This is a genomic window from Allobosea sp. Root670, assembly GCF_001429415.1.
In the GTDB taxonomy this organism is placed as follows: domain Bacteria; phylum Pseudomonadota; class Alphaproteobacteria; order Rhizobiales; family Beijerinckiaceae; genus Allobosea; species Allobosea robiniae.
The window spans coordinates 471,964-486,048 of sequence record NZ_LMJU01000017.1; the positions used below are offsets into that span (position 1 = coordinate 471,964).

The 14,085-nt window shown below is 66.5% G+C and carries 12 protein-coding genes; 2 read left to right on the forward strand and 10 right to left on the reverse strand.

Going from position 1 to position 14,085, the window contains the following annotated elements; genetic code table 11:
• Positions 1-81: 81 nt before the first annotated feature.
• From ASE61_RS20270 to argH, 10 genes are all read right to left on the reverse strand, one after another.
• The gene (locus ASE61_RS20270) at positions 82-3,039 is read right to left on the reverse strand and encodes a 2-oxoglutarate dehydrogenase E1 component (RefSeq protein WP_061969962.1); all 2,958 of its coding nucleotides are present in this window, start codon (positions 3,037-3,039) and stop codon (positions 82-84) included.
• 163 nt (positions 3,040-3,202) lie between these two features.
• Positions 3,203-4,087, reverse strand: a complete 885-nt coding sequence (sucD, locus tag ASE61_RS20275) for a succinate--CoA ligase subunit alpha (RefSeq protein ID WP_061969963.1) — start codon at positions 4,085-4,087, stop codon at positions 3,203-3,205.
• 9 nt (positions 4,088-4,096) lie between these two features.
• On the reverse strand, positions 4,097-5,293 hold the full coding sequence (gene sucC / locus ASE61_RS20280; protein ID WP_061969965.1) for an ADP-forming succinate--CoA ligase subunit beta: 1,197 nt from the start codon (positions 5,291-5,293) through the stop codon (positions 4,097-4,099).
• A gap of 78 nt (positions 5,294-5,371) precedes the next feature.
• On the reverse strand, positions 5,372-6,334 hold the full coding sequence (mdh, locus tag ASE61_RS20285; RefSeq protein ID WP_061969967.1) for a malate dehydrogenase: 963 nt from the start codon (positions 6,332-6,334) through the stop codon (positions 5,372-5,374).
• A 321-nt stretch (positions 6,335-6,655) separates the two neighbouring features.
• The gene (locus ASE61_RS20290) at positions 6,656-7,255 is read right to left on the reverse strand and encodes a TetR/AcrR family transcriptional regulator (protein ID WP_061969969.1); all 600 of its coding nucleotides are present in this window, start codon (positions 7,253-7,255) and stop codon (positions 6,656-6,658) included.
• A gap of 3 nt (positions 7,256-7,258) precedes the next feature.
• The gene (gene zapE, locus ASE61_RS20295; protein WP_061969970.1) at positions 7,259-8,437 is read right to left on the reverse strand and encodes a cell division protein ZapE; all 1,179 of its coding nucleotides are present in this window, start codon (positions 8,435-8,437) and stop codon (positions 7,259-7,261) included.
• Between the two features lie 217 nt (positions 8,438-8,654).
• Entirely contained in the window at positions 8,655-9,485 is an 831-nt protein-coding gene (locus tag ASE61_RS20300; RefSeq protein WP_061969972.1) for an ABC transporter substrate-binding protein, read from the reverse strand.
• Positions 9,486-9,520: 35 nt separating this feature from the next.
• Positions 9,521-10,315 (reverse strand): amino acid ABC transporter ATP-binding protein, encoded by a 795-nt coding sequence (locus tag ASE61_RS20305; RefSeq protein WP_061969974.1) that lies wholly within the window; start codon positions 10,313-10,315, stop codon positions 9,521-9,523.
• Positions 10,312-11,205, reverse strand: a complete 894-nt coding sequence (locus ASE61_RS20310; RefSeq protein ID WP_061969976.1) for an amino acid ABC transporter permease — start codon at positions 11,203-11,205, stop codon at positions 10,312-10,314. The genes ASE61_RS20305 and ASE61_RS20310 overlap by 4 nt, the downstream gene beginning before the upstream one ends.
• Positions 11,202-12,617, reverse strand: a complete 1,416-nt coding sequence (argH, locus tag ASE61_RS20315) for an argininosuccinate lyase (RefSeq protein ID WP_061969977.1) — start codon at positions 12,615-12,617, stop codon at positions 11,202-11,204. Before argH ends, ASE61_RS20310 begins: the two co-directional genes overlap by 4 nt.
• A gap of 95 nt (positions 12,618-12,712) precedes the next feature.
• Here argH and ASE61_RS20320 point away from each other — a divergent pair, with 95 nt between their 5' ends.
• Complete coding sequence (locus ASE61_RS20320; protein ID WP_061969979.1) at positions 12,713-13,639, forward strand: LysR family transcriptional regulator; 927 nt, start codon at positions 12,713-12,715, stop codon at positions 13,637-13,639.
• A 57-nt stretch (positions 13,640-13,696) separates the two neighbouring features.
• Entirely contained in the window at positions 13,697-14,083 is a 387-nt protein-coding gene (locus tag ASE61_RS20325) for an STAS/SEC14 domain-containing protein (protein WP_061969980.1), read from the forward strand.
• The last annotated feature ends 2 nt before the right edge of the window (positions 14,084-14,085 follow it).

Below are 14,085 nucleotides of genomic sequence, written 5' to 3' on the forward strand. Positions count from 1 at the left end.
TGGCGGCAGGTTCGGCACCGGCTGAGGCGCCGATGCGGCAATGAAATCCGGCAGCGCCTTTAGGCGCCGCCGGGAAGGATGTCAGGCCGCGAAGGCCTCGTCGAGGAAGGCGTTGAGCTGGGCGAGATGCTTGGACATCAGGCCGGTCGCGGTCGCGGCAGAGGCCGGGCGGCCGACATAGCGCGGACGCTTCGACTTCGAGCCGGCATGGCCGAGAACCCATTCCAAGTAGGGCTCGACGAAGGTCCAGGAGCCCATGTTCTTCGGCTCTTCCTGGCACCAGACGACGTCGGCGCCCTTGAAGCGCGCCAGCTCCTGCGCCAGCGTCTTCAGCGGGAACGGATAGAGCTGCTCGACGCGCATCAGGTAGACATCGTCGACACCGCGCTTCTCGCGCTCCTCCAGCAGGTCGAAATAGACCTTGCCCGAGCAGAGCACGACGCGGCGGATCTTCGAATCCTTGACCAGCTTGGTGGTCGACTTGCCGCGCTCGGCATCGTCAGCCAGCACGCGGTGGAAGGTCGAGCCCTCGGCCAGCTCGCTGAGGTCGGAGACGCAGCGCTTGTGGCGCAGCAGCGACTTCGGCGTCATCAGGATCAGCGGCTTGCGGAAGTCGCGCTTCAGCTGCCGACGCAGGATGTGGAAATAGCTCGCCGGGGTCGAGCAGTTCGCCACCTGCATGTTGTCCTCGGCGCACATCTGCAGGAAGCGCTCCAGGCGGGCAGAGGAGTGCTCCGGCCCCTGGCCCTCATAGCCGTGCGGCAGCAGGCAGACGAGGCCCGACATGCGCAGCCACTTGCGCTCACCCGACGAGATGAACTGGTCGAACACGACCTGCGCGCCGTTGGCGAAATCGCCGAACTGCGCTTCCCAGCAGGTCAGGGCGTTCGGCTCCGACAGGGTGTAGCCGTATTCGAAGCCGAGCACGGCCTCTTCCGAGAGCATCGAGTTGATGACCTCGTAGCGCGCCTGCCCCTCGCGGATGTCGTTCAGCGAGGTGTGGCGGGCCTCGGTCTCCTGGTCGATCAGCACCGAATGGCGCTGCGAGAAGGTGCCGCGCTCGCAATCCTGGCCGGAGAGGCGGACCGGATTGCCGTCGAGCAGCAGCGAGCCGAAGGCCAGCGATTCGGCCGTCGCCCAGTCGATGCCCTCGCCGGCCTCGACCGCCTTCTTGCGGTTGTCGAGGAAGCGCTGGATCGTCTTGTGGACGTTGAAGCCGGCCGGGACGGCCGTGATCTTCTCGGTGATCTCCTTCAGCACCGCCGCCGGCACGCCGGTGGCGCCGCGGCGCGGATCGTCCTCGTCGGCGCGGATCGCCTTCATCCCGGCCCAGCGGCCGTCGAGCCAGTCGGCCTTGTTCGGCTTGAAGGCCTGGCCGGCGTCGAACTCGACCTCGAGCTTCGCCTTCCAGGCGGCGCGCATCGCGTCGAGCTCGCCGGCTTCGATCACACCTTCGGCCGCGAGCTTCTCGCCGTAGAGCTCCAGCGTCGACTTGTGGCCGCGGATCTTGCGGTACATCAGCGGCTGGGTGAAGCCCGGCTCGTCGCCCTCGTTATGGCCGAAGCGGCGATAGCAGAACATGTCGATCACGACCGGCTTGTGGAACTTCTGCCGGAACTCGATCGCGACCTTGGCAGCGAAGACCACCGCTTCCGGATCGTCGCCGTTCACATGGAAGACCGGGGCCTCGACCATCTTCGCCACGTCGGACGGATAGGGCGAGGAGCGCGAATAGCGCGGATAGGTGGTGAAGCCGATCTGGTTGTTGATGATGAAATGCAGCGAGCCGCCGGTGCGGTGGCCCTTCAGCCCGGACAGGCCGAGGCATTCCGCCACGACGCCCTGGCCGGCGAAGGCCGCATCGCCATGGATCAGCAGCGGCAGCACCTTCGAGCGCTCGACGATGTCGCCGAACTGGTCCTGCTTGGCGCGCACCTTGCCGAGCACGACAGGGTCGACGATCTCAAGATGCGACGGGTTGGCGGTCAGCGAGACGTGGACGTTATTGCCGTCGAACTCGCGATCGGCGGACGCACCGAGATGGTACTTCACGTCGCCCGAGCCCTCGACGTCGTCAGGCGCGAAGGACCCGCCCTTGAACTCGTGGAACAGCGCGCGATGCGGCTTGCCCAGCACCTGCGTCAGCACGTTGAGGCGGCCGCGATGAGCCATGCCGAAAACGATGTCGCGCACGCCGAGCGCGCCGCCGCGCTTGATGATCTGCTCCAGCGCCGGAACCAGCGCCTCGCCGCCGTCCAGGCCGAAGCGCTTGGTGCCGGTGAACTTGAGATCGAGGAACTTCTCGAAGCCCTCGGCTTCGACCAGCTTGTTCAGGATCGCCTTCTTGCCTTCCTTGGTGAAGGCGATCTCCTTGTCCGGCCCCTCGATGCGCTCCTGCAGCCAGGCCTTCTGCTCGGGGTCGGAGATGTGCATGAACTCGATGCCGACCGTACCGCAATAGGTCCGCTGCAGCACCGCGACCATCTCGCGGACCGTGGCGAACTCCATACCGAGCACGTTGTCGATGAAGATCTTGCGGTCGAGATCGGCGTCGGTGAAGCCGAAGGCAGCCGGCGACAATTCCTCATGGTCGGTGCGGCTCTCGATACCCAGCGGATCGAGCTTGGCATGGAAATGGCCGCGCATCCGGTAGGCGCGGATCAGCATGATCGCGCGCACCGAGTCGCGGGTCGCCTGCTGCACATCCGCCGCGGAGAGCGCGGTGCCGGCGGCCTTGGCCTTGGCGCCGAGCTTGTCGGAGATCACCTTCTCGACGACGGCCCAGTTGCCGTCCAGCGCCGAGACCAGCTCGCCAGAGGCGGCGACCGGCCAGTTCGGCTTCTTCCAGGAGGCGCCCTTGGCATTCTGCAGGACGGCTTCCTTGTCGTCCTTCAGCGCGCCGAAGAAGCCCTGCCACTGCTCGTCGACCGACTTGGGGTCAGCCTCGTAGCGGGCATAGAGGTCCTCGATATAGGCAGCGTTGCCGCCATAGAGGAAGCCGGTCTGCGCGAGAGCCTCGTTGATATCCTGGCGAGCCATGATGCTCCTGCCTTCCTTCGCCGCTTAAGCCACGCCCGAACCCTTGCCCGGACATCCCTGTTCAGTTCGCTCGGCCGGGCCTCAGGCCCGACCTAATCGTTTCGTAAGGTAAGACCGTTGTCGGCCTGACCGGGACGAACCCCGCCAGGCCGCTCAACCGATGTCAGCCCTTCAACACTTCGACCAAGGTCTTTCCAAGGCGCGCCGGCGAGGGCGAGACCCGGATTCCGGCAGCTTCCATCGCCGCGATCTTGTCCTCGGCGCCGCCCTTGCCGCCCGAGATGATCGCGCCGGCATGGCCCATGCGGCGGCCGGGAGGAGCCGTGCGGCCGGCGATGAAGCCGACCATCGGCTTCTTGCGGCCACGCTTGGCTTCGTCCTTGATGAACTGCGCCGCGTCCTCTTCGGCCGAGCCGCCAATCTCGCCGATCATGACGATCGACTCGGTCTTATCGTCGGCCAGGAACATCTCAAGCATGTCGATGAACTCGGTGCCCTTGACCGGGTCGCCGCCGATGCCGACAGCCGTGGTCTGGCCGAGGCCCTCGCGGGTGGTCTGGAACACCGCTTCATAGGTCAGCGTGCCCGAGCGCGAAACGATGCCGACCGAGCCCGGCTTGAAGATGTTCGCCGGCATGATGCCGATCTTCGACTGGCCGGCGGTGACGACGCCGGGGCAGTTCGGGCCGATCAGGCGGGTCTTGGAGCCGACCAGCGAACGCTTGACGCGGACCATGTCGAGCACCGGGATGCCCTCGGTGATGCAGATGACGAGCGGAATCTCGGCATCGATCGCCTCGCAGATCGCATCGGCCGCGCCCGGAGGCGGCACGTAGACGACGGACGCCGTGGCGCCGGTCTTGGCCTTGGCCTCATGCACGCTGTCGAAGACGGGCAGGCCGAGATGGAGCGAGCCGCCCTTCCCCGGCGAGGTGCCGCCGACCATCTGCGTGCCATAGGCGATCGCCTGCTCGGAATGGAAGGTCCCGTTCTTGCCGGTGAAGCCCTGGGTGATGACCTTGGTGTTCTTGTCGATCAGGATGGACATGTCTGCTCCTCAGGCCTTCTTGACCGCGGCGACGATCTTCTGCGCGGCGTCGTCGAGGTCATCGGCGGGGATGACGTTGAGGCCGGACTCGCGGATGATCTGCTTGCCTTCCTCGACATTGGTGCCTTCGAGGCGCACGACCAGCGGAACCTGAAGGCCGACAGCCTTCACCGCGGCGATGACGCCGCGCGCGATGACGTCGCACTTCATGATGCCGCCGAAGATGTTGACGAGGATGCCCTTCACCTTCGGGTCGGCGGTGATGATCTTGAACGCCGCCGTCACCTTCTCTTCGCTGGCGCCGCCGCCGACGTCGAGGAAGTTCGCAGGGCTTTCACCGTAGAGCTGGATGATGTCGAGCGTCGCCATCGCGAGGCCCGCGCCGTTGACCATGCAGCCGATCGTGCCGTCGAGCGCGATATAGGCGAGGTCGTACTTGGAGGCCTCGATCTCCTTCTCGTCCTCTTCCGTGGTGTCGCGCAGCGCAACCACGTCGGGGTGACGATAGAGCGAGTTGGAATCGAACGAGACCTTGGCGTCCAGGCACTTGAGCTGGCCCTGGGTGGTCACGATCAGCGGGTTGATCTCCAGCATGTCCATGTCCTTGGCCACGAACGCGGTGTAGATTTGGCCGAGCACGGTGCCGGCCTGTTTGGCGAGATCGCCCTGCAATCCGAGGATGCGCGCCATGGCGCGGCCGTGATGCGGCATGATGCCGGTCGCCGGATCGACCGAGAAGGTCTCGATCTTCTCGGGCGTGTCATGGGCGACGGCCTCGATGTCCATGCCGCCCTCGGTCGAGATGACGAAGGCGATGCGCGAGGTCTCGCGGTCGACCAGTGCCGAGAGGTAGAACTCCTTCTCGATGTCCGAGCCGTCCTCGATATAGAGGCGGTTGACCTGCTTGCCGGTCTCGCCGGTCTGAATGGTCACGAGGGTGTTGCCAAGCATCTCCTTGGCGTGGGCCTCGACCTCTTCGACCGACTTGGCAAGGCGAACGCCGCCCTTGGCGTCGGGGCCGAGTTCCTTGAACTTGCCCTTGCCGCGCCCGCCGGCGTGGATCTGCGACTTCACGACGTAAAGCGGCCCCGGCAGCTTCTTGGCGGCCTCGACCGCCTCCGCCACCGTGAGAGCCGGGAAACCGGCCGAAACGGGCGCGCCGAATTCCTTGAGGATGGCTTTGCCCTGGTATTCGTGGATGTTCATGTGCTCGGTTTCCCTGACAGCGACCGAAAATTGACGAGAGGGCGGCCGCGCGTTGTCGCGCCGCCGCCCCCGCTTAACTTACGCGAGTGACGGATCGACGGTCTTGCAGGCGTCGATCAGGTTCTGGACCGAAGCCACCGACTTCGCCAGCATCTCCTTCTCGGCACCGTTGAGGCGGATCTTGACGACGCGCTCGACACCCTTGGCGCCGATCACGACGGGAACGCCGACGAACATGTCCTTGACGCCGTACTGGCCGCGCAGCGCAGCCGCCGCAGGCAGGACGCGCTTCTGGTCCTTGAGATAGCTCTCGGCCATCGCGATCGCGGAAGCCGCCGGGGCGTAGAAGGCCGAGCCGGTCTTGAGCAGGTTGACGATCTCGCCGCCGCCCTTGCGGGTGCGCTCGACGATGGCGTCCAGCTTCTCCTGCGTGGTCCACTTCATCTTGACGAGGTCCGGCAGCGGGATGCCGGCGACGCCCGAGTAGCGGACCAGCGGCACCATGTCGTCGCCATGGCCGCCGAGCACGAAGGCCGAGACATCCTTGACCGAGACCTGGAATTCCTCGGCGAGGAAGTGGCGGAAGCGGGCGCTATCGAGCACGCCGGCCATGCCGCAGATCATGTTGGGCTTGAGCCCCGAGAACTTCTGCAGCGCCCAGACCATCGCGTCGAGCGGGTTGGTGATGCAGATCACGAAGGCCTTCGGGGCATACTGCTTGATGCCCTCGCCGACCGACTTCATCACCTTGAGGTTGATGCCGATCAGGTCGTCGCGGCTCATGCCGGGCTTGCGCGGCACGCCGGCGGTGACGATGATCACGTCGGCGCCCTTGATGTCCTCGTAGGAGTTCGTGCCCTTGTAGCCGGCGTCGAAGCCGTCGACCGGAGCGGACTCGGCGATGTCCAGGCCCTTGCCCTGCGGAATGCCCTCGGCGATGTCGAACAGGACGACGTCGCCCAGCTCCTTGAGGCCGGCGAGGTGAGCGAGCGTGCCACCGATCTGGCCGGAGCCGATGAGGGCGATCTTCTTACGGGCCATTGCCTAGTCCTTTTGTTTCTGGCGCGACCATCGATCCGGCTGCTGCCGGCTTCGACATTCAAAATGCCTTGGCGCTGCGACAGGTCAGCTCCCGGTGGGAGCCGGCCAAACCGTGCGTTCCTTTGGCCCAAACCGGGCTTTTGCCGCAACCCTCGCCGCAAAAGCGGCTTTTCTCGGGCACGAAACGCCTCGCGCGTCGTCGCGCAAGGCCGGCCCCGATTTTTCAATGACTTAGCAGAGGCCTTCGCATTCACTCGGTTCCATCAGGAACGAAAATCGATAATTACAATTTACATATATTGTAATTGGTAACCGGATTATTCACACGATCCCGCTGCCGAGCACCCGCAGGATCACACGGATCAGGGTCGAGAGCCGGGTATCGACGGAAGCCTGCGGCACGTCGGCCTCCAGCGCCAGCGAGGCCGGATGGATGAAGCGGTTGGTAGCGTCGATCACGAAGGCGATCGCCCGGTCGCGATCACGCGGCTCGAACACGCCGGTGGCCATGCCCTCGTCGACCACGCGCTCGAACAGGGCACGCACGCGAGTCCGGTTGCGCCGGCTGATCGCATGCCGTTTGGCGACCGCCAGCGACAGGGCTGCGAAGAGATGCGGTTCCTCGGTCAGCAGGTCGCGATTGGCCTTGGCCAGCGCCAGGATCAGGCGTTCGAGCTTGTCGTCGGCCGGGTCGGGTCCATCGGCAACATCCGCGAGACGACGCTCCGTCGCCTTCAGCCAGACATCGACGACGGCGTCGATCAGCGCGCCCTTGGAGGGGAAGTAGCGGTAGACATTGGCATGGGTCATGCCGGCCTCTTCCGCCACGGCGACGACCGTGAAGCGCTTCAGCCCGAACTTGCGCAGATGCTCGCCGGCGACCGTGAGGATGCGGGTCTCGCTCGGTTCGCGCTGCGGCATGGCTCAGGTCTCCACCAGCCCTGTCGTATCGCCGCTCGCCGTCGAATCCGGCCGGCCATGCGGCATCGCGAGATATTCCTCGGAGCGCATCTCGATCAGGCGGGAGACCGTGCGGTCGAACTCGAAGGCCTCGCGCCCCTTGCTCGCGCGATAAAGCTCATGCGGCTCGGCCGCCGCCGAAGCGACGAGCTTCACATGATGCTCGTAGAGCGTGTCGATCAGGATGATGAAGCGCTTAGCCTCGTTGCGCCGGTCGAAATCAAGGATCGGGATGTCGTCGAGCACCAGCGTATGGAAGCGCTGCGCCAGGGCGATGTAATCCGAGGCGCCGTAGGCCTGGGCGCAGAGATCGGCGAAGCCCGCCCGCGCCACGCTGGCGGCGGCCTGCGGCAGGACGAGATCGTGCCCCTGCACGTTCAAAACAGTGCGCTGCCCCTGCGCCGTACCGGACAAGGCCTTGAAGGCGGCATCGAGCGCAGCCTTCGCCTTCGCGTCGGCAGGCACATGATAGACCGGGGCCCCGCCGAGCTTCTCCAGCCGGAAATCGGTGCGCGCATCGAGCTTGAGCACCTCGACCCTGGTCTGCAGCAATTCGATGAAGGGCAGGAACAGCGCCCGGTTGAGCCCGCCCTCGTAAAGCCGCGACGGCTCGACATTCGAGGTCGCGACCACCACCACGCCGGCGGCGAACAGCGCGGTGAACAGCCGCCCGAGGATCATCGCATCGGCGATGTCCGTGACGGTGAACTCGTCGAAGCAGAGCAGATAGGCCTCATCGGCGAGATCCGCCGCGACCGGCGCGATCGGATCGCCTTCCTTGACCTCGCCGCTCTTGATCTTCTGGCGATAGGCGTTGATGCGGCCATGGACGTCGGCCAGGAACTCGTGGAAATGCACGCGGCGCTTGCGCTTCACCGGCGCGGCCTCGAAGAACATGTCCATCAGCATGGTCTTGCCGCGGCCGACCGAGCCCCAGACATAGAGCCCCTTCGGTGCAGACGCCGTGTCCGGCTTCTTGCCGAAGAGCCAGCCGAGCGCGCTGCCCTTGCGGGCGAGCCGGCGGGCGGCGAGCGTCGCGGACAAAGCCTCGAGCTTCTTGACCACCGCGACCTGCGCGGGATCGCGCTCGATGGCGCCCGCCTCGACCAGGGCGGCATAACGGTCGGTGATCGAGGCTGACATGACGGCGGGCGCTGGCGATCCGAGGAAGACCTGACGGGGTTACGGCAGCCCTGCCGTCATCGCAAGCCCACGGAGCGAACCTCGCGCGCCGGGAACACATCGTCATTGCGAGCGAAGCAAAGCAATCCAGGGGACCGGCTCGACCCGTTCAGGCCGGCGGCCCCTGGATTGCTTCGTCGCTACGCTCCTCGCAATGACGAGGAGCGGGAAGCAGGGCTTACTTGCCCTGGTTGATCGAGACCGGCTTCACCGCATTGTTGGCGAGGCCGTACTTCTCGATCAGCTTGTCATAGGTGCCGTTCGCCTGCAGCCGGTCGAGCGCACCCTTGACCGCGTCGCGCAGCTGCGTGCCTTCCGCCGTCTTGGCGAAGGGGATGCCGGCCAGCGAATGGGTGAAAGGCTTGCCGAGCGCGATATAGGTGTTCGGCTCGAGCTTCTGGAAGTGGCTCATCGTCTCGCTGCCCTGGACGCCGCCCTGCAGGCGCTGCGTCTTGAGCTGGGTGCGGGCATCGACCGAGCCTTCGGTGCCGACCACATTGATCGCCGGCTTGCCCTTGGCAACGCAGTTCGCCTCGCTCCACTCGCCGATCTGGCGCGGCCAGTTGGTCGCGCGGCTGGCGCCGACGCTCTTGCCGCAGAGGTCCTCGGGGGTCTTGATCGTGTCCTTGAAGGCGGTGACCGTGTAGAACTGAGCACCGGAATCCATGTAGTCGATGAAGTCGGCGGTCTCGCGCCGCGCCGGCAGGTCGCTCATCCCCGCCATCACCGCGTCGACGCGGCCGGTCTGCAGCGAGGGCAGCATCTGGGCGAAGGCGGTCTCCTGCCACTCGACCTTGACGCCGAGCTCCTTGGCGATGGCCTCGCCAAGCTCGATGTCGAAGCCCGAGAGCTGGTTGGTCGCGACATCCTTGAAGGCGATCGGCGGATAGTTCGGCTGGGTCGCGATCACGATCTTGCCGGCGGTCTTGATGCGGTCCGGCAGGGCCTGGGCCTGCGCGGCGAGCGCGGTGCCGGCGAGCAGCGCGGCAACGATGGTCAAACGAAGCATGTGGTCTCTCCCTCTGGTGAACTGATCCGTCGCCGTCACTTCAGGACGGCGGCGATGAAGTCGCGCGTGCGCGCCTGGCTGGGCGCGACGAGCACGGTCTGCGGCGGGCCCTGTTCGACGATCTCGCCCTTGTCCATGAAGACGACGTCGCCTGCCACTTCGCGGGCGAAGCCGAGCTCGTGCGTGACCACGATCATCGTCATGCCGGACGCCGCGAGATCGCGCATCACGTTGAGCACCTCGCCGACGAGCTCGGGGTCGAGCGCCGAGGTCGGCTCGTCGAACAGCATCAGCTTGGGCTTCATGGCGAGCGCCCGCGCGATGGCGACGCGTTGCTGCTGCCCGCCCGAAAGCTCGCTCGGATAGGCGTCGCGCTTGTCGGCGAGGCCGACGCGCTCCAGCAGCGCCGTCGCCTCGGCGACGATCTGCTTGCGCGGCTGCTTCAGCACGGTGAGCGGCCCCTCGATGATGTTCTGCAGCGCCGTCATGTGGTTGAACAGGTTGAAGCGCTGGAACACCATGCCGGTGACGAGGCGCTGGCGCGCGATCTCGACATCGGTCAATTCGTGCAGTTCGTCGCCGACGCGGCGATAGCCGATCAATTCGCCATCGACGCGGATGGCGCCCTTGTCGATCTTCTCGAGCTGGTTGATGCAGCGCAGCAGCGTCGACTTGCCCGAGCCCGAGGGCCCGATGATGCATTGCACCGTGCCGGGCTGGATCGAGAGCGAGACGTCGTTCAGCGCCTTCAGCTCGCCGAAGATCTTGCTGACATTCGCGATCGTGACGATCGCGCTATCGGCCTTCGCCGAGTTCTCCGCCGTGCTCATGCCGTTTCCTCCTGCACCGCGGCGCGCTTGGTGCGCCGCCCTCCCCGCCCCTTCGAGAAATGGCGTTCGAGGAAATACTGTCCGATCTGCAGGATCGTCACCACGAGCAGGTACCAGCCGGCCGCGACGATCAGCAACTCGATGACCCGGGCATTGGCGTAGTAGATCGTCTGCGCGTTGCGCAGGATCTCGGCATACTGGATCACGCTCGCCACCGAGGTCAGCTTGACCATGCTGATCACCTCGTTGCCGACCGGCGGGATGATGACGCGCATCGCCTGCGGCAGCACGATCCGGCGCAAGGTCGTCAGCCGGGTCATGCCGATCGCCTTGGCGGCCTCGGTCTGCCCGGTATCGACGGAGAGAATGCCGCCGCGCACGACTTCGGCGGTATAGGCGCCCTGGTTCATGCCGAGCCCGAGCAGCGTCGCCATGAACGGCCCGATGATGTCGATCGTGCGCCAGGAGAACAGGCCGGGGATGCCGATGGTCGGAAAGACCAGCGCCAGGTTGAACCAGATCAGCAGCTGCAGCAGCAGCGGCGTGCCGCGGAAGAACCAGATGTAGAACAGCGCCGCGCTGCGCAGCACCGGGTTCGGCGACATGTACATGATCGCGAAGATCACCCCGAGCACGATGCCCAGCGTCATCGCGCAGACCGTCATGATCAGCGTGTTGCCGAGACCGGCGATGATCGCCGGCGCGGTGAAGAACTGCCGGACCACCGGCCAGGCGATGTCACCTTCGACGAAGGCCATCACGATCCAGGCGAGGATCGCGAGGATGATCACTGACGCGACCCAGCGCCCGTAGAAGCGCCGCGGCACGATCCTGAGATGCGAGACCGCAGCGAGATCGCGGCTGCTGATCGGCGAGGTGGCGTCGCTCATCGCTTCGTCTCCCGGCTCCAGGTTTCGAGAGCGGCGAGCTTGCCACGGAAGCGCGCGATCTGCTCGCGCACCCGCTCTGGCGCCGTGCCGCCATGGCCGCTGCGCGCGGCGACCGCGGCATCGAGCGTCAACTGGTCGAGCACGCCGGCATCGAGGCGCGGATCGACCGCCCGGAGGTCGACGGCATCGAGCGTTTCAAGCTCGCGGCCCATCTCCTCGCAATAGCGCACCAGCGCACCGGTGATCTCATGCGCTTCGGCGAAGGGCACGCCATTGCGAGCGAGATGATCGGCCACCTCGGTCGCCAGCGCGAAGCCGGAGCCGGCCTGCGCCCGCATCGTCGCGACATCGGCGCTCATGCTGGCGATCAGCCCGGCGAAGGCCGGCAGCACCTCCTCCAGCACGTCGACGGCGTCGAAACCGGTGCGCTTGTCCTCCGCGAGGTCGCGGTTATAGGACAGCGGCAGCCCCTTCAGCGCGCCGAGCATGGTGACGAGATCGCCGGTCAATCGCGCCGCCCGGCCGCGCGAGATCTCGGCGATATCCGGGTTCTTCTTCTGCGGCATGATCGACGAGCCGGTCGCGAAGGCGTCATCCAGCGTCACCCAGGCGAATTGCCGGGAGGTCCACAGCGTCACCTCCTCCGCGAGCCGCGACAGGTTCGTCGCCAGCATCGCCGCGACGAACAGGAACTCGGCGACATGGTCGCGCGCGCCGACCGCATCGACCGAATTCTCGAACGGCCCGTCATAGCCGAGCGCCTTGGCGCTGAGCTCCGGATTGAGCGTGATCGCCGAACCGGCGAGCGCCGCCGCCCCGAGCGGGGACTGGCCGGAGCGCTTCTCCCAGTCGGTCAGGCGCGAGGCATCGCGCATCAACACCTGCCCATGCGCCATCAGCCAGTGGCCGAAAGTGACGGGCTGCGCGCTCTGGAGATGGGTGAAGCCGGGGCAGACCGACGCCGCATGCTCGTCCGCCTGGTCGGCGATCGCGGTCAGCAGTTCCGCCAGCATGCCGGCGAGCGTGCGCGACTTGCTCCGCAGATAGAGCTTGAGATTGTTCGCCGCCTGATCGTTGCGCGAGCGTCCGGCTCGGAGCTTGGCGCCGGTCGAGCCGACGCGCTCGGTCAGGATGCGCTCGATGAAGGTATGCACGTCCTCGTCATCGGGCCCGGGCGCGATCCGCCCCTCGACCGTATCGCGGGCGATCCCGTCGAGCGCGGTCAGGATGGCCTGGAGTTCCTCGGCAGTCAGCAGGCCGGCCCGTCCGAGCTCGGCCGCATGCGCCTTGCCGCCCGCGACATCCTGCGGCACCAGCCTTGCGTGTTCGCCGGCGGCGCTCGACAGCTTCATCAGCCGCGGGTCCGGCGGCTTGCGGAAGCGGCCGCCCCAGAGTCGGGTCGTCTGGTTCATGATCTCATTCCTCCCGTTGAGGAAGAATGGCCTCTTGACCGAGAGGCCGGCAAACGAAACGATCTCCGCCGAGATAGTCCAAAAAGGAATACCCCATGGCGGCCAGCCGGCCACCCCCGTCAGCCGCGGCGCTGAGGGCGTTCGCGACGGTCGCAAGGCTGGGCTCGACGGCCCGTGCCGCCCTCGCGGTCAACCTGACCCAGAGCGCCGTCTCCAAGCAGATCCTCTCGCTGGAGCACCATCTCGGCACGGTGCTGTTCGACCGCAGCCCGCTCGGCCTCAAGCTCACCGAAGCCGGCGCGATCTACCTGCCCTATGCGGAAGCCGCGCTGGAGCAGATGGAACGCGGCGCCAGGCGTCTTGCGGAGCGCAGCGCCATCGCCCGGCCGATCCGCCTGCATATGGTCGCGATCGCCGGCGAACGCTGGCTGATGGCGCGCTTTCCGGCCTTCGCCGAGGCCCATCCCGGCGTCGACGTGCAGTTCACCAATTATGTCAGCGAGAGCGAGACCGAGGAGCCGGATATCGAGATCGCCCATGGCGTCCCGCCCTGGCCTGGAAAGGAGGCGCATTTCCTCTTCGGCCGCGATGTCGCGCTCGTCGCCGCGCCGAGCCTGATCGAGCGGATGGGCGGTTTCCGCCGCGCCGCCGATATCCAGAAGATGACCCTGCTGCAGCACTACCAGATGCCGGCCTTCTGGGCCGAGTTCACCGAAGCCCATGACCTGCGCGGCGCGGTGCCGGAGCATACCGTGCGCTACGGCTATTATTCCGTGATCACCAGCGCCGCCGTCGCCGGCCTCGGCCTCGCGCTGGCGCCACGCTGCTACGTCGCCGACGAGTTGGCCTCCGGCGCGCTCGTCAATCCGCTGGGGCTCGGCTTCACCAGCGCCACCGGCTGCTGGCTGACGCGGCCGCTCGACCAGCCGCCGCGGCCGGGGCTGGATGCCTTCATCGCCTGGCTGCGGGCCGAGGCCGAGAGCTTCGACGCAGCGACGCGCGCGCCGCCCCCTTACGTCTGACCGGACCCGGCGAAACCTCCCCCTCGCCTGCGCGTTGTCACCCGAGGAGGAGGAGCCATGCTCACCATTCTGCCAGCCCCGGACCATGTCGCCGCCTATCGGCTGTCGCAGACGCTCACGGCTGAGGATCTCGACGCCATCATGGCCGATATCGACGCCCGGCTCGAACGTCACGAGAAGCTCGGCATCCTCGCCGACATGACCGATTTCACCGACATGACGCTGGCCGCGGCCTGGAAGGACGCGCGCTACAGCCTCGGCAAGCTCTGGGAGCTCAGGCGCTTCCCCAAGGAAGCCGTGATCACCGACAAGGGCTGGCTCGCCGGCTTCGTCGATCTGCTCGACCCGGCGATCCCCTTCGTCAAGGTCCGCGCCTTCAAGCCCGAGGACTATGACAAGGCCCTGACCTGGGCCGGCGATATCGAGGGCGGCCCGAACGCCTGAGG

Excerpts from the sequence above, each read along its gene's own strand:
- ASE61_RS20270 (WP_061969962.1), bottom strand. The coding sequence starts at position 3,039 with ATGGCTCGCCAGGATATCAACGAGGCTCTCGCGCAGACCGGCTTCCTC.
- sucD (WP_061969963.1), bottom strand. The coding sequence starts at position 4,087 with ATGTCCATCCTGATCGACAAGAACACCAAGGTCATCACCCAGGGCTTC.
- sucC (WP_061969965.1), bottom strand. The coding sequence starts at position 5,293 with ATGAACATCCACGAATACCAGGGCAAAGCCATCCTCAAGGAATTCGGC.
- mdh (WP_061969967.1), bottom strand. The coding sequence starts at position 6,334 with ATGGCCCGTAAGAAGATCGCCCTCATCGGCTCCGGCCAGATCGGTGGC.
- ASE61_RS20290 (WP_061969969.1), bottom strand. The coding sequence starts at position 7,255 with ATGCCGCAGCGCGAACCGAGCGAGACCCGCATCCTCACGGTCGCCGGC.
- zapE (WP_061969970.1), bottom strand. The coding sequence starts at position 8,437 with ATGTCAGCCTCGATCACCGACCGTTATGCCGCCCTGGTCGAGGCGGGC.
- ASE61_RS20300 (WP_061969972.1), bottom strand. The coding sequence starts at position 9,485 with ATGCTTCGTTTGACCATCGTTGCCGCGCTGCTCGCCGGCACCGCGCTC.
- ASE61_RS20305 (WP_061969974.1), bottom strand. The coding sequence starts at position 10,315 with ATGAGCACGGCGGAGAACTCGGCGAAGGCCGATAGCGCGATCGTCACG.
- ASE61_RS20310 (WP_061969976.1), bottom strand. The coding sequence starts at position 11,205 with ATGAGCGACGCCACCTCGCCGATCAGCAGCCGCGATCTCGCTGCGGTC.
- argH (WP_061969977.1), bottom strand. The coding sequence starts at position 12,617 with ATGAACCAGACGACCCGACTCTGGGGCGGCCGCTTCCGCAAGCCGCCG.
- ASE61_RS20320 (WP_061969979.1), top strand. The coding sequence starts at position 12,713 with ATGGCGGCCAGCCGGCCACCCCCGTCAGCCGCGGCGCTGAGGGCGTTC.
- ASE61_RS20325 (WP_061969980.1), top strand. The coding sequence starts at position 13,697 with ATGCTCACCATTCTGCCAGCCCCGGACCATGTCGCCGCCTATCGGCTG.